Origin of the sequence: Aerococcus sp. Group 2 (genome assembly GCF_905125285.1) — a bacterium.
GTDB lineage: Bacteria > Bacillota > Bacilli > Lactobacillales > Aerococcaceae > Aerococcus > Aerococcus urinae_E.
In genome coordinates this window covers 495,633-512,257 of sequence record NZ_CAJHPA010000002.1, presented here as the reverse complement: position 1 = coordinate 512,257, position 16,625 = coordinate 495,633, and the positions used below count along the sequence as shown (strand labels likewise).

Annotated in this window: 14 protein-coding genes; 12 read left to right on the top strand and 2 right to left on the bottom strand. The window is 45.3% G+C overall.

Going from position 1 to position 16,625, the window contains the following annotated elements:
* Positions 1-78 precede the first annotated feature (78 nt).
* Positions 79-264, bottom strand: coding sequence for a hypothetical protein (locus JFU01_RS04650; RefSeq protein ID WP_195855706.1), 186 nt, complete (start codon positions 262-264; stop codon positions 79-81).
* 168 nt (positions 265-432) lie between these two features.
* Between JFU01_RS04650 and JFU01_RS04645 the strand changes: the two genes are divergently transcribed.
* The 3 genes from JFU01_RS04645 (at position 433) to JFU01_RS04635 (ending at position 3,609) form a co-directional block, all read left to right on the top strand.
* Positions 433-942 carry a dUTP diphosphatase gene (locus JFU01_RS04645; protein WP_195856003.1) on the top strand — a complete coding sequence of 170 codons (510 nt, stop codon included), beginning with the start codon at positions 433-435 and terminating at the stop codon, positions 940-942.
* A gap of 19 nt (positions 943-961) precedes the next feature.
* Positions 962-2,347: a DNA repair protein RadA gene (radA, locus tag JFU01_RS04640; protein ID WP_195855707.1), complete on the top strand. Its 1,386-nt coding sequence runs from the start codon at positions 962-964 to the stop codon at positions 2,345-2,347.
* Between the two features lie 89 nt (positions 2,348-2,436).
* The gene (locus JFU01_RS04635; protein ID WP_195855708.1) at positions 2,437-3,609 is read left to right on the top strand and encodes a PIN/TRAM domain-containing protein; all 1,173 of its coding nucleotides are present in this window, start codon (positions 2,437-2,439) and stop codon (positions 3,607-3,609) included.
* Between the two features lie 111 nt (positions 3,610-3,720).
* Here JFU01_RS04635 and JFU01_RS04630 read toward each other — a convergent pair whose 3' ends face one another.
* Positions 3,721-4,536: an HAD family hydrolase gene (locus JFU01_RS04630; RefSeq protein ID WP_195855709.1), complete on the bottom strand. Its 816-nt coding sequence runs from the start codon at positions 4,534-4,536 to the stop codon at positions 3,721-3,723.
* Positions 4,537-4,702: 166 nt separating this feature from the next.
* Between JFU01_RS04630 and JFU01_RS04625 the strand changes: the two genes are divergently transcribed.
* From JFU01_RS04625 to JFU01_RS04585, 9 genes are all read left to right on the top strand, one after another.
* Positions 4,703-5,404 (top strand): ABC transporter ATP-binding protein, encoded by a 702-nt coding sequence (locus tag JFU01_RS04625; protein ID WP_013669167.1) that lies wholly within the window; start codon positions 4,703-4,705, stop codon positions 5,402-5,404.
* 2 nt (positions 5,405-5,406) lie between these two features.
* Entirely contained in the window at positions 5,407-8,229 is a 2,823-nt protein-coding gene (locus JFU01_RS04620) for an FtsX-like permease family protein (RefSeq protein ID WP_195855710.1), read from the top strand.
* Positions 8,230-8,591: 362 nt separating this feature from the next.
* Positions 8,592-9,755, top strand: a complete 1,164-nt coding sequence (locus JFU01_RS04615) for an ABC transporter substrate-binding protein (RefSeq protein ID WP_195855711.1) — start codon at positions 8,592-8,594, stop codon at positions 9,753-9,755.
* 523 nt (positions 9,756-10,278) lie between these two features.
* Positions 10,279-11,454 (top strand): ABC transporter substrate-binding protein, encoded by a 1,176-nt coding sequence (locus JFU01_RS04610; RefSeq protein WP_195855712.1) that lies wholly within the window; start codon positions 10,279-10,281, stop codon positions 11,452-11,454.
* Positions 11,455-11,676: 222 nt separating this feature from the next.
* Positions 11,677-12,855 (top strand): ABC transporter substrate-binding protein, encoded by a 1,179-nt coding sequence (locus tag JFU01_RS04605; protein WP_070559666.1) that lies wholly within the window; start codon positions 11,677-11,679, stop codon positions 12,853-12,855.
* A 149-nt stretch (positions 12,856-13,004) separates the two neighbouring features.
* A complete protein-coding gene (locus JFU01_RS04600) occupies positions 13,005-13,883 on the top strand; it encodes a branched-chain amino acid ABC transporter permease (RefSeq protein ID WP_076340191.1) in 879 nt (292 codons plus the stop codon).
* A gap of 9 nt (positions 13,884-13,892) precedes the next feature.
* On the top strand, positions 13,893-14,900 hold the full coding sequence (locus JFU01_RS04595; RefSeq protein WP_195855713.1) for a branched-chain amino acid ABC transporter permease: 1,008 nt from the start codon (positions 13,893-13,895) through the stop codon (positions 14,898-14,900).
* A 1-nt stretch (position 14,901) separates the two neighbouring features.
* Entirely contained in the window at positions 14,902-15,675 is a 774-nt protein-coding gene (locus JFU01_RS04590; protein ID WP_195855714.1) for an ABC transporter ATP-binding protein, read from the top strand.
* Positions 15,676-15,678: 3 nt separating this feature from the next.
* Positions 15,679-16,386 carry an ABC transporter ATP-binding protein gene (locus JFU01_RS04585; protein ID WP_064292701.1) on the top strand — a complete coding sequence of 236 codons (708 nt, stop codon included), beginning with the start codon at positions 15,679-15,681 and terminating at the stop codon, positions 16,384-16,386.
* The last annotated feature ends 239 nt before the right edge of the window (positions 16,387-16,625 follow it).

Genomic DNA, 16,625 nt, shown 5'->3' with positions numbered 1-16,625 from the left:
CTTACACTATATCTAAAAAAAGAAATAGCTCGAAGATAAATCCGTCGATTTACCTTCGAGCTAATCTTAGTATGTTTTTTATCTTAAACCCAGGTATTGGCCGAAAGAAGCGGCAATAATGGCCAGACCGATAAAGACCCAGAAAGAAATTTTTAAATAATGGTCGAGCTTTTCCTTACCGGAAACCCGGGTTTTGAAGAGGCGGTAGAGGGCAATGGCGAAGGCGATCAAGCCAAAAATGAAGGCAACAGTATAACGATTCATAGTAAACTCCTTTATTATTGCTTCTAGACGATGTATTTCTTAATCATTGTAAGGGAAAAAATCTCCTAAGCAAAGAAGGATAAAATTTGTTTAAGGCTTTGGCTTTTGTTTTGGGAAGTGGTCCTTCCATTATATAATGGATAAAAGAAGCGGAGCGTGAAGAAAGTAATGGCAAAAAGAGGATTTGAAATTGTCAGTTCCTACAAAAATCAAGGGATACACCTGCCTCAAAGGCAAACCACTTTTGCGGCTGGCTATGATATTGAGGCCGCTGAACGGGTGATTTTACCGTCCTTTTGGTCGGCGGCAGTCAAAGCGGCTGCGGGTCAGGGAGAAGGCGATTTAGCGAAGATTACCCAACCTACCTTGGTCCCGACCGGGCTCAAGGCCTATATGCCTAGTGATGAATACCTGCAAATTATTTCCCGGTCCAGTAACCCTTGGAAACGTAACCTCACCCTACCTAATGGAGTGGGGATTATTGATAGTGACTACTATAATAACGCCAACAATGAAGGCCATATCTATGTCCAACTGCTCAACTTTGGCTTGGAAGATGTGGTGATTGAGAAGGGCGAGCGGATTGCCCAGGGAATTTTTACTCCCTACCTGAAGACTGACCAAGATAGTGGGGGTCTGAAGGAGCGGAGTGGTGGTTTTGGAAGTTCCGGACAATAAGAGAAAGTAGAGGGAAGGAATGGCTAAAAAGAAGCGAAAAACTGTCTACACCTGCCAGGCCTGTGGCTATGAATCACCTCAGTGGTATGGAAAATGCCCCCAATGTGGGGCCTGGAATACCCTGGAAGAAGAAGTAATTGCGGGGAAGCCCATCCGCCAAGCTGGGACAGAGGTCAATCAGAAAAAAGCCAAGCCTGAACGCCTCAAGGAAGTCAGCCAGGCGGAAGAAAAACGGGTAAAGACTGGCTTAGGCGAGTTCAACCGGGTCCTCGGTGGCGGGGTAGTCCCTGGGTCTTTAGTCCTGATTGGTGGGGATCCCGGCATTGGGAAGTCGACCCTGCTTCTCCAGGTAGCTAAGCAATTAAGTGATAATGGTGGCCGGGTCCTCTATGTTTCCGGTGAAGAAAGTTTACATCAAATCAAGATGCGGGCTGACCGCCTAGGCTACCAGGATGCGGACTTCTTTGTTTATGCTGAAACCGACCTCTTGGCTATTCAAGCGGCGATTTCTGATACCCAGGCTGATTTTGTAGTGATTGATTCCATCCAAACCATGGTCCATCCTAATAATGAGTCCCTGGCCGGCAGTGTCAGCCAGGTCAGAGAAGCGACTGGTGAACTCATGCATATTGCCAAGAGCTCTGGGATCGCCATCTTTGTGGTCGGCCATGTGACCAAGGAAGGCAATATTGCCGGACCGCGGATTCTCGAACACATGGTGGACACGGTCTTGTACTTGGAAGGGGAGAAGCATAACACCTTCCGCATCCTCAGAGCGGTCAAAAACCGGTTTGGGTCGACCAATGAAATCGGAGTTTTTGATATGAAAAGCCAGGGCCTGGAAGAGGTCACCAATCCCAGCCAGCTCTTTTTAGAAGAACGGCTCATGGGGGCCAATGGGTCGGCAGTGGTTGCTTCTATGGAAGGAACCCGTCCGATCCTAACCGAAATCCAAGCCCTCTTGTCGGCCACGGCCTTTGGTAATGCCCGTCGTACGGCCAGTGGTTTGGACTATTCCCGGGTGACTCTCATTATGGCGGTCTTAGAGAAGCGGGCCCATCTCATGTTGCAAAACCAAGACGCCTATCTCAAGTCAACCGGTGGGGTTAAACTGGATGAACCAGCCATTGACCTAGCTATTGCTATAGCTGTGGCTTCCAGTTACTGGGAGAAGGAGACCCAGGCCAGCGATTGCTTTGTGGGTGAGATTGGCCTGACCGGTGAAATTCGCCGGATTTCCCGGATTAATGAACGGATCCAAGAAGCGGAAAAATTAGGATTTAAACGGATTTTTATCCCTTATGGGAATCTCCAAGGCCTGGCGACAGATAGTCAAGACATTGAAATTATTGGTGCCAAGACCCTGACCCAAGTTCTCAAAGAAGTCTTTCCTCCTCAGGGGTGATAGGGAGTATAATTAACTAACACTTAAAAGATATATTGTGTATAATGTAATAGAAAATAAAATAATAGTTATTGAAAGGAGGTGACAAGATGAAACGATTAGATGTATGGGCCAAGATTATTGATTTTCTGTGGTTATTAGTGGGCGCAGGCTTTGGTTACTATCTCCTCCCCATCTTATGGCGGTGGACCAATTTGTCCCACACCTTTATTAATCAAGCGTGGATTAATATCATCATTGGAGCACTTATTTTTCTAATTCTTATTAAATTATTAGAACCGCTTGAAAAGAAACTGGTCAGACGTTTAGAGAAGGAGATTCGCGATCTACCGATCAGCAATATCCTCATCGCCCTCTTAGGGATTGTTATGGGGCTGATTCTGGCCTGGTTGATTAATATTCCTTTGATTGCCTTGGACATTTACTTTATCAGTAATGTCTTGCCGGTTGTTCTGACCATTCTCTTTGCTTTTTTAGGATATTTTGTCCTCTGGGTGAAGAGTGATGAGATATTGGCCTTCTTCCGTAATATCCGTATCAGTAATTTACGGGACCGTGTCCAAGACAAGGAGACCGCTAGTGATGAAGAGAAGGCTGAAAGTGAGCCTAGTCCAGCCAAGTCCGATAAGGAGTCGGGTCAAGAGAGCGTTGCATGGGAAAACTTCAAGCCTTATAAGATATTGGATACCAGTGTCATTATTGATGGTCGGATTCTGGACGTCTTAAAGACTGGGATTATCGAAGGGACAATTTTAGTGCCCAACTTTGTCCTCAAGGAACTTCAATACATTGCCGATTCTTCCGATGCCTCTAAGCGGGTCCGGGGCCGGCGGGGTTTGGATGTCTTAAATGCTATCCAAGCCTTAGATGACTTGCCGGTGGAATTTTATGCGGGCGACTTTGAAGAAGAGGAAGAAGTCGATTTGAAGTTGCTGCTACTGGCTAAAGAAGTCAATGGGGTGGTGGTAACCAACGACTATAATCTCAACAAGGTCAGCCATTTCCATCAAATTAAGGTCCTCAACTTAAATGAATTAGCCAACGCCATGAAGACCGTGGTTATTCCTGGCGACCGCATGCAAGTCCATATCATTAAAAAAGGAACCGAACGCCAACAAGGGGTCGGTTACTTGGATGATGGCACCATGATTGTGGTGGAAGAAGGACGCTTGCATATGGATGAAGAACTCGAAGTCGAAGTGACTAGTGCCATTCAAACCAATGCGGGCAAGATGATTTTTGCCAAATTAGCTGATGAATAAAAATAAAAAATGCCCAAGCTTTTTCTGTGGAAGCGGGTCAAAGCAAGCTAGTTGATATTTCTTCAACGGCTTGTTGACCGCTCCAGAATGAACTGGGCATTTTTTGATGGCTTAAGCTTGTTTCGCTTGAAGGACTTGGTCCATGACCTGGATCACTCCGTGGTCATTATTAGAAGGCGCTTGGTATTTAGCGACTGATTTAATATCGTCATGGGCATTGGCAACGGCATAGCTATATGCGGCCACTTCTAGCATGGGGATATCGTTATAGTTATCACCAATGGCCAGCATTTCCTGGGGAGTGATTCCCTCTGCTTGGCCCAAATGGCTAATGCCTTGCCCCTTGTCGACGTCAGGAGCGGTGATATCAATCCAGTCTAAGCCCGAGACAGCCACTGAGAAGTCATCCCCAAACTTGGGGGCATAGTCTTGGTCATGGTGGGCCTTACTATCATTATTAGGCAGGTAAATGGTGAATTTGTTGGCTGGAAGGTCCAGTTGGCTGAGGTCATCCACATAATTCAGTTGGTAGTAGTAATAGCGCAAGGCTTCATCATAGCGCTTGGCTTCCTTAGTTACATAGGCTCCGTCTAAGCCACACAGGACCCCAATGTTATGGGGGATGCTTTCCGTAAAGTGGGCCATGGCTTGGTAGTCCTTAGGGTCGATTAGTTCTTGGTATAGGGGACGGTCTTGGTAGCTGACATAACCGCCGTTATCCGAGATAAAGGCTACTTGGTCCTCTAAGTGAGGAAACATAGCTTTTAAGGTATAATTGGGGCGTCCACTAGCAATAGCGACCAGGACATCGACTTGGGCGAGCTCTTTTACCAAGCTGGTAAAGCGGTCGGGAAGCTCGCCGCTATCGGTAATCAGGGTCTTATCCATATCGATAGCAATGAGGCGGACATTTTCTAAGTTGGGCATGTAAAAATCTCCTCTTCTTTATTCGATTAATTTAGTTTTACTCTATCATATTCTTTGTAGGGAGGCTATTTTCAGCGAACGATATCGGTTGCTTTTCTGTTTCTTTCATGAGAAATTAGTATAATTATATTAATAAGAAGTATTTTGTACAAAAAGGGTGGTCAACTTGTCTTATATTGAACTAAAAGATGTTTGCAAGAGCTATGGCCAAGGCAATAGCCAAGTGATTGCTAACGATAATGTCTCCTTCACTATTGAAGAAGGCGAATTTGTGGTCATTTTAGGGCCTTCAGGGGCCGGAAAGTCAACGGTTTTAAATATTTTAGGCGGCATGGACCAGGCGACCAGTGGTGAAATCTGGGTAGCCGGTAAAAATATTGCCAACTTTAATGAACGTGAGCTCACCGCTTATCGCCGCGATAATGTGGGTTTTGTTTTTCAGTTTTATAATTTAATTCCTAACCTTACCGCTAAGGAAAATGTGGAAATGGCCGAGCAGATTGCCGATCAGTCCTTTACCGCTAGCGAGGTTTTAAAGGAAGTGAACTTGGCAGACCGGGAAAATAACTTCCCCGCCCAACTCTCTGGTGGGGAACAGCAACGGGTATCGATTGCTCGGGCTATTGCCAAGAATCCCAAACTCTTACTCTGTGATGAACCTACCGGGGCCTTGGATAATGACACCGGCCAACAAGTGCTCAAGCTCTTACAAAAACAGTCAGTAGACAATGGAACCACAGTCGTGGTGATTACCCACAACCAAAACATTGCCCACATGGCTGACCGGGTGATCCGGATTAAAAACGGCCAGGTGGAATCCAATGTCACCCAGGACGATCCTAAGCAAGTAGAAGAGATTGAGTGGTAAGCATGAAAAAAACAGCTTTATGGAAGAACGCTTGGCGCGAAATTAGAAATTCCTGGGCGCGGTTTTTGGCCCTTTTTGGAATTATCTTATTAGGAACGGGTTTCTTTGTGGGAATCCGGGCCGCGGCGCCAAATATGCTGAACACTTCTAACCAATATTATGACGATTATTACTTAGAAGACCTTTCTCTCCAGTCAACCTGGGGAATTCGTTCTGAAGACCTGGATGCTTTAGAGTCAGTGGATGGGATCGATAGCTTATCTTATAAGACCGTCGACCGCCAGTCGGAAGACTCGGAACTGCTCTACCGGATCTTCCCTAATTTCAATGCCTTAGATGCAGAAGTCAATCATTTCAAAGTGAGGGAAGGCCGCCTACCGGAAAATGACCAAGAGATTGCTCTTGACCATATGCTAATTGCTGAAAACCAGGTAGATATTGCCATTGGGGATACCATTACCTTCAACCAAGCCGGCAAGACGGATGATGACAAGGCTCCCAAGCTCAAGCAGGATAGCTTCACCGTGGTCGGCTTTGTTGACTCTCCCATGTATATTGATAAGTTAATTCGGGGACAAACCAGTATCGGTGACGGGGCTTTGGATGCCTTTGCGGTAGTAAGTCCGGATGCCTTTGCAGGCGAATACGACTCTGCCGTTTCTATCCGCATCCCCGATGCCCGTCAATATCACGGCTATAGTGATGACTACGACCAAATGGTTGCCGATAAAAAAGCGGAGGTCGAGTCCGCCCTTGAAGACCGGCCTAATCACTTACTCCAAGAGGCCAAAAGTGATGGTCAAGAAGCTATTGATGAGGGGCGCAAACAACTTAACCAGGCGCAAGATGACTTAAACAGTAAAAAGAGTGAACTTGACCAGGCCAAATCGGCTTTAGACCAAGCCCAAGGCCATTTGGACCAAGAAGTCCAAGGGATCAAGAGTCAGTTGCCCGCTGGCATGAGCCTAGAAGAAGCTGGTTTGGGTCAAGTGGCTAGCCAATTCCAAGCCAACCAAGACCGGCTCAACCAGGAGAAAGACCAGCTCTCCCAAGGCCAAGACCAAATGCAATCGGCTAAGGAAGAAATCGACCAAAAAACTAAAGACCTCGACGAGCAAGCCAAGCAGTTAGAAGAACTCCAAGCCCCCACTTACCTGGTCAATGACCGCAGTGCCTTATCAGGAATTAGTGAATACGGGGATAATGCTGAGCGGATTTCTGCCATCGCCCAAGTCTTCCCATGGATCTTCTTCTTGGTGGCTGCCCTGGTGTCCTACACCTCTATGTCAAGAATGGTGGACGAGCAGCGCTCACAAGTGGGGACTATGAAGGCGATTGGCTACGGGTCAGGAGACATTGCCATGCAGTTTCTTCTCTATGCTAGTTTAGCCAGTCTCTTAGGAACCGTGATCGGGGTAGGGATTGGTAACTTCCTCTTCCCTAATATTATTTACAATGCTTACCGGATGATGTATACCCTGCCGGATATCCAGTACGGTTTCTACCTGAAAGATATCCTCCTAGCCCTGGGCATAGCCCTCTTAACCACAGTGGGACCGGCCATCTTTACCACCAGCCACTTGCTCCAAGAAAATGCCGCCCAATTAATGCGGCCCAAACCGCCTAAGCAAGGGGAACATATCCTCTTAGAAAAATGGCGGTGGTTCTGGAGTCATCTCAACTTCTCGATGAAGATTACCCTCCGTAACCTGTTCCGTTATAAGGGCCGGAACTTGATGACTGTCATTGGGGTGGCTGGGAGTACCGCCTTGGTCTTGACAGGTTTTGGCATTTCTGACTCGATTTCAGGTCTGGCTGACCGCCAATATACCGTGATTGAGTCCTATGATATCGTGGCCCAATACGCCAATGACTTGAATGCCGAGGATAACCAAGCCGTCCGGGAAGCGGTGGAAGCTACTGAGGGCGTCGACCAGGTTCTCCATTCCTATACCACTAACTTGGAAACCACCGATCCTAATATTAATACCCAAACCGTTCGTCTCCGAGTATTTAATGCGGATAGTCCTTACCATGACTTTTACGCTTTTAATGCCGTGGATGACCCGGAAAAAGCTTATGATTTAAAGGATAATGAAGCCCTCATAAGTCAGAAATTGGCGCGATTACTGGGACTTTCTGAAGGCGATACGATTGAACTGGCCAATGAATCCGGGCAAACCATTAGCCTGCCGGTCGGAGGAATCGTAGAATCTTATATCTTCCATGATTGCTTTATCAATGAGAATACCTATAAGAACCTAATTGACAAGGACTTGCCGGCACCGAATATGGGGCAAATCCAATTAAGCCAGTCATCCAGTCAAGGGCAGGTCTTGGAAGACTTACAAAACACCGACCATGTTCTGGCTGCCTACGCTAGTCAGAGTCTCCGTGATGCCTTTAATGACACCATTGAAAGTTTAAATGTGGTGACTTTAATTCTTATTATTGCCGCCGCCTTACTCGCCTTTATTGTGCTCTATAGTTTAACCAATATTAATGTGTCTGAACGGATTCGGGAACTATCTACCATCAAGGTCCTTGGTGCCTATCCTAATGAAGTGACCATGTATATCTTTAGGGAGACCCTCCTGCTCACCACAGCAGGCATTCTCATTGGTCTCCTGATGGGCTACGGTCTGACAGGATATATCTTAAAAACCGTGGAAGTAGATAATTTAATCTTCCCCCACACCATCCACTGGACCTCTTACCTCTATTCCATTGCCCTAACCTATCTCTTTACCCTGATAGTCATGGGAATCATGCATGTCAAACTCAAACACGTCGACATGGTAGAAGCCCTAAAAGGTGTGGAATAAAAAGGATGTGAGGAAGGATCAGGGAGGGAGATTCCTTGGAAGAAAAGATGAAAAGATCAGAAATAAGGATGTGAGGACGCCGTCAGAGACTTGAATTGCTGGAGGAAAATACCAAAAGCACAGCACGACTGTGCGTTGGAATTTTCTGAAGCAACTTCAAGGCTGGCGTCTGAACTCAACTAGAGAGTGCGACAGTCAGACCTTAAGAGCTGAGATTTTTGTCTCGGCTCTTTTTTTGTCCAAATGTTAAGTCATAAAATATTATTGACAGGGATAGATAAATAAAATACAATAAAAAATAAATTAAAGACAGAATTGTCTGATATTTAATAATCAATTAGTAGAGAAAAGGAGGATGAGCTATGAAGATCAAGCGCAATATAAAGGGGTTGGCCCTCGTCGTCAGTTGCTTAATGATGACTGCCTGTGGTTCTTTAACCCAAACTCAGGAAAAGTCTAACGACCAAGCAGATGTGATTAAGATTGGCGGCAACTGGGAACTCTCCGGTGCCACAGCAGGCTATGGTAGCCCAGGAAATGAAGGGGTGGAATTAGCCGTCGACCAGGTCAACCAGGCGGGCGGAATACTTGGCAAACAAGTGGAATACGTGTCTTTGGACAATAAGTCTACTAGTGAAGAAACCACGGCCAATACTTCGCGGTTAATCTCTAATGACCAAGTATCCTTAATCATTGGTCCAGCTACCACCGGCTTAATGGAAGCGCAGATCTCTAGCGCCTCCTCCCTGCCCGTGATTGCGCCTATGGCAACCGGCGACAGCTTGACTACTGATAGTTCTGGCAAGGTTTTAAACAATGTTTTCCGGGTTTGCTTCCAAGACGCCTTCCAAGGGCAAGCCTTGGCTAAGTTTTCTAATGATAACCAGTTCAAGAAAGCCGTTTTAATCCGGGACAATTCGACCGACTATGGGCAAAACTTGACCAATGAATTTAAGAAGTATTTCCAAGGTGAGGTTGTTGATGAATTAGCTTATAATGCTAAGGATACCGACTTCAACTCCCTGGTTACCCGTTTGAAGGCTAAGGAACCCGATGTGATTTTTGTGGCCGGTTACTACGAGGAAGCTGGACCCTTGATTAAGCAAGCTCGTGAACAAGGGGTTAAGGCGGCAATTCTAGGGCCAGATGGCTTTGGGAACCAAGAGATTATTGATCTCGCCGGCAAGCAAAACATGACTAATGTCTATTACACGGCCCATTACACCACCAATGACCCTAGTCCAGAACTCAAAAAATTCATGGAGGCCTACCAAGAAAAATTTGGCCATGCCCCTGATATGTTTGCTGCCTTGGCCTACGATGGGGCGCGTCTAGCCTTTGACGCTATTAAACGGGCCCAATCGGTAGATAGCAAGGCCGTCAACCAAGCCCTAGCAGAAACCAAGGATTTCTCAGGGATTACCGGGAATTTTACTATCAACGACCAACATAATCCGATTAAGACCGCCTATGTGCAAAAGGTGGACCAGGGCGAAATTGTTGATACCACACCAATTGAACCTTAAAGAGTTAGCAAGTTGAAGCCATGACTTTTGTCGTGGCTTTTTTATTCCTCAATTTAATCACAAAAGGAAAGCGCCGTTCTATTGACTAAGGGGGCTTGAGCGAGCTGGTCGCAGTCTATTTTAAATATTCTTTATATCTTTTAATTAGCCAATATTTCAAAAATTCAGACAATTATCACAAAAGGGCTTGCTTTCTATGTAAAGCCCTGCTAGAATGAGTTCAAGATTATTTCGAAAGGAAGTTTATCCATGTTTAGCTCCCATCAAGCAATTATTATTATTATTAATACCAGGGCTTAACGCTGTTTCAATAAAAAACAGACTAAGTCCTATTCGTGCTTGTTAAAATGAATGGGACTTGGATAAACAATAAAGCCACCCATTCATTCTAAGATGGGTGGCTTTTTCTATGGCTACTGACTTGAAATAATTGTTATGTAACGCTTCTCTGTTGGCCAACAAATCAGCGTTTGATGATTCTAAGGAAATTGCCGTGAGCAATACTTGAGAAAGGGTTTTAAAGATGAAGAAAAAAATGAAGAAATTAGCCGCCTTATTTGGAACTGCTATGATGCTAGGGGCCTGTGGATCGATGACCGAGACCGCTAAGAATGATTCTGCTAACAGTGATGTGGTGAAGATTGGTGGGAACTGGTCCTTGTCTGGGCAATATTCTGCCTATGGAACCCCTCACGACAACGGGGTCAAAGTTGCCGTTCAAAACCTCAACGATAATGGTGGGGTCCTGGGTAAGAAAGTGGAATATGTTAGTGCCGATAACAAATCCGACAACGCTGAATCGACTTCCCAAGCCACCCGCTTAGTGGAACAAGAAGGTGTTAATGTTCTGGTAGGTTCAGACACCACAGGGAACTGTGAAGCACAAATTCCTGTGGCCCAACAATTTAAGGTGCCTATGGTCGCTCCTGCAGCTACTGGGAATGGCTTGACCCTCGACGATAACGGTAACCTCTACGACTACGTCTTTAGAACTTGTTTCGAAGATGCTTACCAAAGTAAGGAATTAGGGAAATATGCCGCTCAAAAGGGTTGGAAGAAGGTTGCCGTCTTAAAAGACAATTCCTCTGACTACGGTCAAAACGTGGCCAATGACTTCAAGGCTTCCTTTGAAGAACATGGCGGTCAAGTGGTTGGCGAAGAGTCTTACACCAGTGGGGACACCGACTTTAAGGCCCTCTTAACCAACTTAAAACAAAATTCACCGGATGTTGTCTTTATCGCTGGTTACTACCAAGAAGGTGGATTAATCATCAAACAATTACGGGAAATGGGCGTGAACGCAGCGGTCTTAGGACCTGACGGCTTCGGTAACCAAAAACTCATCGACTTAGCTGGCCCAGAAAATGCCCACGATGTCTTCTTCGTGACCCACTTCTCCCATAATGAAGACTCACCTGAAAACGTCAAAGAATTCATCAAGAAATACGAAGATGCTTACGGCACTTCACCTGACCACTTTGCTGCTCTAGCTTATGATGCAACCAACCTCATCGCCCAAGCTATGGAAAAAGCTGGTTCAACCGATAGCGAAGCGGTTCAAAAAGCCTTAGCTGAAACCAAGGACTTCCAAGGGGTGACTGGTAAATTCTCCTTTGATAAAGACCATAACCCAGTCAAAGAAGTCTATGTCCAAGAACTTCAAGGTGGCCAAGTGGTCGATACTGAAGTGGTTAAATAATCCTTTTAATCCGAGAATTTTTAAATTAGACTTTGTTCATTAAAAATTAGACCTAAAGAGTCTTTGTTATATTGTTAATTTTATTGATCTTCACAAAAGTTTGATAAATAATTTCAAAAAGATTAAAAAGTGTTTGACAGAATTGTCAGACTATTTTAGAATATTGAGTATCAGCAATTGAATACTTATTCTTTTGTCAAATTTTAATGAGGAGGAGTTAGCATGAATAAGAAATGGTTGAAAGCCTTTGTGACATTGGGGAGTGTCATGGCCTTAGCCGGCTGCGGTTCGGGTTCCTTGACTGAAACGACTAATCAATCCGCTGAAAATGCAGATGAAATTCGTATTGGGGGGAACTGGGAGTTATCGGGCAATGTTTCTGCTTATGGTGTTGTACAGAACAATGCAATCAAGCTCGCCGTAGATGAAAAAAATCAAGCTGGCGGCCTTCTCGATAAGAAGATCAACTACTTAGAATATGATAATAAGTCCACGACTGAAGAAGCGGTTTCTGGTGCGGAAAAACTCGTTGATGAAAACGCGGCAGTGATTATTGGACCTTCTACCACCAATAATACTGAAGCGACGATTTCAACGGTGACCCGGGCCAAGACCCCTTTGATTTCAGCAACTGCCACTGCTGATAATATTACTCTTGATCAAGAGGGGAATGTCTTGGATTATATCTTTAGAATCTGCTTCCAAGATTCCTTGCAAGGGGGCTCCTTAGCGGAATTCTCTAACAAGGAAGGCTATACTAAGGCAGCGATCATCAAGGATAATTCTTCTGACTATGGTCAAAATCTATCTGACGAATTCCACAAGCACTTTGATGGTGAAGTGGTTCGGGAAGAATCCTATGTGGCTAAGGAATCTGACTTTAACAGTATTTTGAGCAATATTAAGAATTCAGATGCCCAAGTGATCTTCGTTGCTGGTTATTATGAAGAAGCTGGTCCAATTATTAAACAAGCGCGCGAAATGGGCATTGACCTGCCAATTCTTGGTCCAGACGGCTTTGGTAATAAGGAAATTATTAACTTAGCAGGGGAAGAAAACTGGGATAACATTTACTATGCTGCCCACTTCGTTGAAAACGAAGACTCTCCTCAAGAAGTCAAAGACTTCTTAGCCAAGTACCGTGAGACCTATCAATCTGAACCAGATATGTTCGCAGCTTTAGCATATGATGCGGCTAACCTGGCCTTTGACGCCATCGAGCGTGCAGGCACTACAGATGGGGAAGCGGTCCAAAAAGCACTGGCTGAAACCAAGGACTTTACCGGAGTCACTGGGAACTTCTCCATGGATGAAAAACACAATCCTTCTAAGACTGTCTTTATCCAAGAGGTAAAAGACGGCCAAGTGGTTGGTTCTCAAGCCATTGAAGCGGCTAAGTAATGAAAAAGTTTAATATTTAAAAATTAAAGCAAGCAGAGTTGTCCAGGGGATGGCTCTGCTTACTGTTTGTTAATAGGATGTAAGGGCTTTAAAGCAAAATCTTTTATATCTAGGTCTAAAAATTATTGAAATAGGATGGAGTGAGAAGTGTGAATAATGTCATTCAACAATTAATCAATGGCGTGGCGCTAGGAAGCATCTATGCCTTGATGGCCTTGGGTTATACCATGGTTTATGGGATTATTGGTTTGATTAACTTTGCCCATGGGGATATTTATATGGTGGGGGCCTTTGTCGGTTTCACCTTGATTACTAATGTCGGAATGGGTGTTTTCCCGGCTTTAATTTTAGCTATGTTATTTACTGCAGTATTAGGGGTTATTATTGAGCGGGTGGCTTATAAACCCTTGCGTGGGGCGACCCGGATTGCCGCTTTGATTACCGCGATCGGGGTATCCATGCTCCTACAAAATGTGATGATCTTCCTCAGAGGACCTGAAGTACGAGCTTTTCCAGCAGATCTGCCTGACTGGTCCTTACAATTGGGAGCCTTTACCATTAACTCCCAACAAATTCTGATCTTAGCGGTAACTATTGTTTTAATGATTGCCTTACAAGTGATCGTACAAAAAACCAAGTTAGGCCAAGCCATGCGGGCGGTTTCGGTTGACCCAGACGCTGCTCAATTGATGGGGATTAATGCCAACACCATTATTTCCTTTACCTTCTTAATTGGTTCAGCCTTAGCAGGTGCAGCAGGGGTGTTAGTAGGGATTTACTATAATTCCATTTCACCATTAATGGGTGTCAATATTGGGACTAAGACCTTTGTTGCAGCTGTGGTCGGTGGGATTGGATCGATCCCTGGTGCCGTTCTTGGGGGCTTGATTATCGGTATTGTAGAAACCTTCGTCTCCATGATTGGTCTCTCCACTTGGAAAGACGCCGCAGTTTATATTATTTTGATTATTATTTTACTGGTCAAACCAACCGGCTTGCTCGGTAAACCGCAAGTAGAGAAAGTGTAGGTGGCAAAGATGAAAGAAAACAAAACTTCTTGGTTCAATCAGTTTTTCACCAAGACCACTCTGGCTAGGGTTGGTGTCATCGTGCTCGGCTTTGTCTTAATGGCAGCCTCCTACATTGCTGGTTTAGTTTCGGCCTACACCCAAAACATTATTATGAATATTGCCATTAATATTATTCTTTCCGTGGGGCTTAACTTAGTGGTTGGTTATGCCGGCCAGTTCTCCCTAGGCCATGCTGGTTTTATGGCGATTGGGGCCTACGTGGGAGCCATCGTTTCCCAAGAAATCCCTGGCCAAGCTGGTTTCTTAGCCGGTTTACTAGCAGGTATGGTAGTGACCGCCGTAGTGGCCTTGATCGTGGGGATTCCTACCCTGCGTTTACGGGGGGACTACTTGGCTATCGCCACGCTTGGGGTTTCTGAAATTATCCGGATTACCATTATGAACTTAGAGATTACTAATGGGGCTGCCGGGATTTCTGGGGTTCCCCGTCACGTGACCTGGATTACCATGTATGTCTTTGTGGTGATTACTACCTTATTAGTGGTTAACTACATCTATTCCAGTCCGGGTCGGGCCACCATTGCGGTCCATGAAGATGAGATTGCGGCCGAATCAGTAGGGATCCACACCACCACCTACAAGACCCTGGCCTTTGTGATCGGGGCGGTAACCGCAAGTATTGCTGGTACCCTCTATGCCTCCTACTTTGGCGTGATTAACCCCAGTCAGTTTACCTTCCAAAAATCGATCGACATCTTAGTGATCGTGGTTTTCGGGGGGATTGGGTCTATTTCCGGGAGCTTTGTGGCTTCGATCTTATTGGGGCTATTGAATACCTTCCTAGCGCCTTTTGGTCAAGTGCGTCCCATCCTCTATGCCGCTGCTTTGATCTTAATCATGATCTTCAAGCCATCGGGATTGATGGGTGAATATGAATTCCAATTCTCCAAGCTCTTTAACCGCAAACGAGGCCAATCACAAGCCGTAGCCAAAGAAGAAAGTGAGGACCAATAGTATGAGTATCTTAAGTTTAAGCCATCTCAGCAAGTCCTTTGGGGGCCTAACCGCCGTTTCCGATGTCAGTATCCATGTGGAAGCGGATGAATTGATCGGTTTGATTGGTCCTAATGGGGCCGGGAAAACCACCCTATTTAACTTGATTACTGGGGTTTATGCACCGACTTCTGGGTTGATTGAATTAGAAACTGACCAAGGCAGTCAGTCCCTAGCAGGTCAACGTCCAGATAAGATTAATGAAATGGGGGTGGCCCGGACCTTCCAAAATATCCGCCTCTTTGCCAACCGCTCGGTCTTGGACAATGTCCTCATTGCCATGCACAACAAACGCGGAGTCGGGGTTTGGCACAGTCTCCTAAGAACGCCCAAGTACTACCAAAACCGGGACGCCCTCCATGCTAAGGGGATGGATTTATTAGCCATCTTTGGCCTGGAAGGCTACGCCAATGAAAAAGCCAAGAACCTGCCTTATGGCCAACAACGGGCCTTGGAGATCGTTCGGGCCTTGGCGACTGAACCCAAGATCCTCTTCTTAGATGAACCCGCTGCCGGGATGAACCCTAATGAAACCACGGACTTGAAACAGACCATTCGTAAGATTCAAAAAGAGTTTGGGATTTCTGTTGTTCTCATCGAACACGACATGTCTTTGGTGATGGATATTTGTGAGCGGATCTATGTTTTGGAATATGGAAAAGTAATCGCTGAAGGTACACCAAGCGAAATCCAAAGCAATCCGAGAGTTATCGAAGCCTACCTAGGAGGTGCCTAGTCCATGTTAGAAATCAAAAATATCAAGGTTGCCTATGGGATGATCCAAGCCATCAAGGGCATTTCCTTTACCGTTAATGAAGGGGAAATTGTTTCTCTGATCGGGGCCAATGGGGCCGGAAAGTCAACCATTCTAAAGACGATTTCTGGACTCTTGAAACCGACCCAAGGGGAAATTCTCTACAACCATGAACCCCTACAAACCAAGTCCTGTGCCCAAATCGTCCAAGCCGGGGTTTCCCAGGTTCCTGAAGGCCGTCATGTCTTTAGCGGTATGTCCGTTAAGGAAAATTTACTGATGGGAGCTTATACCCGTAAGGACCGCGACAATTTAGCCAGCGATATGGAACGTTACTTTGATTATTTCCCAATTCTTAAGGAGCGTTTCAACCAGGACGCGGCGACTTTATCCGGTGGGGAGCAACAAATGCTGGCTATGGCTCGGGCCCTGATGGCGCGTCCCAAGCTCTTGCTCTTAGATGAACCCTCTATGGGTCTAGCGCCGATTTACATCCAACAAATTTTTGAAATTATTCAAACCATTAATAGTGAGTTGAATACCACCGTCTTACTGATTGAACAAAACGCTAAGGCGGCCTTAGAAATCTCTGACCATGCCCACGTCCTCGAAGTGGGTAAAATTACCGCTTCCGGAACCGGGAAAGAACTCCTATCTTCTGAAGTGGTCCAAAAAGCTTACCTGGGAGCTTAAAACCTTCCTTAAATAAAATAATAATGACCTAGTAAAACCCTTAGCCGCTGTGGCAACCGTCACAGTGACTAAGGGTTTTGTTTTATTCAAAAGCAGAACGAATGCTCATAAAGCTATTTGTTAAAATTTATTTTACAGACCCAAATTAAGGATTTCTTAATAAGAAAGCGCTTGCTAATTATATATGATGCACTATATAATCTAATAGTACACACTATATATCTTAATAAGCCATCTTA

What these genes read in the sequence shown, in the direction of transcription:
- JFU01_RS04645 (WP_195856003.1), top strand. Translation starts at nt 433, where the DNA reads ATGGCAAAAAGAGGATTTGAAATTGTCAGTTCCTACAAAAATCAAGGG.
- JFU01_RS04590 (WP_195855714.1), top strand. Translation starts at nt 14,902, where the DNA reads ATGAGTATCTTAAGTTTAAGCCATCTCAGCAAGTCCTTTGGGGGCCTA.
- JFU01_RS04610 (WP_195855712.1), top strand. Translation starts at nt 10,279, where the DNA reads ATGAAGAAAAAAATGAAGAAATTAGCCGCCTTATTTGGAACTGCTATG.
- JFU01_RS04620 (WP_195855710.1), top strand. Translation starts at nt 5,407, where the DNA reads ATGAAAAAAACAGCTTTATGGAAGAACGCTTGGCGCGAAATTAGAAAT.
- JFU01_RS04595 (WP_195855713.1), top strand. Translation starts at nt 13,893, where the DNA reads ATGAAAGAAAACAAAACTTCTTGGTTCAATCAGTTTTTCACCAAGACC.
- JFU01_RS04605 (WP_070559666.1), top strand. Translation starts at nt 11,677, where the DNA reads ATGAATAAGAAATGGTTGAAAGCCTTTGTGACATTGGGGAGTGTCATG.
- radA (WP_195855707.1), top strand. Translation starts at nt 962, where the DNA reads ATGGCTAAAAAGAAGCGAAAAACTGTCTACACCTGCCAGGCCTGTGGC.
- JFU01_RS04635 (WP_195855708.1), top strand. Translation starts at nt 2,437, where the DNA reads ATGAAACGATTAGATGTATGGGCCAAGATTATTGATTTTCTGTGGTTA.
- JFU01_RS04615 (WP_195855711.1), top strand. Translation starts at nt 8,592, where the DNA reads ATGAAGATCAAGCGCAATATAAAGGGGTTGGCCCTCGTCGTCAGTTGC.
- JFU01_RS04650 (WP_195855706.1), bottom strand. Translation starts at nt 264, where the DNA reads ATGAATCGTTATACTGTTGCCTTCATTTTTGGCTTGATCGCCTTCGCC.
- JFU01_RS04585 (WP_064292701.1), top strand. Translation starts at nt 15,679, where the DNA reads ATGTTAGAAATCAAAAATATCAAGGTTGCCTATGGGATGATCCAAGCC.
- JFU01_RS04630 (WP_195855709.1), bottom strand. Translation starts at nt 4,536, where the DNA reads ATGCCCAACTTAGAAAATGTCCGCCTCATTGCTATCGATATGGATAAG.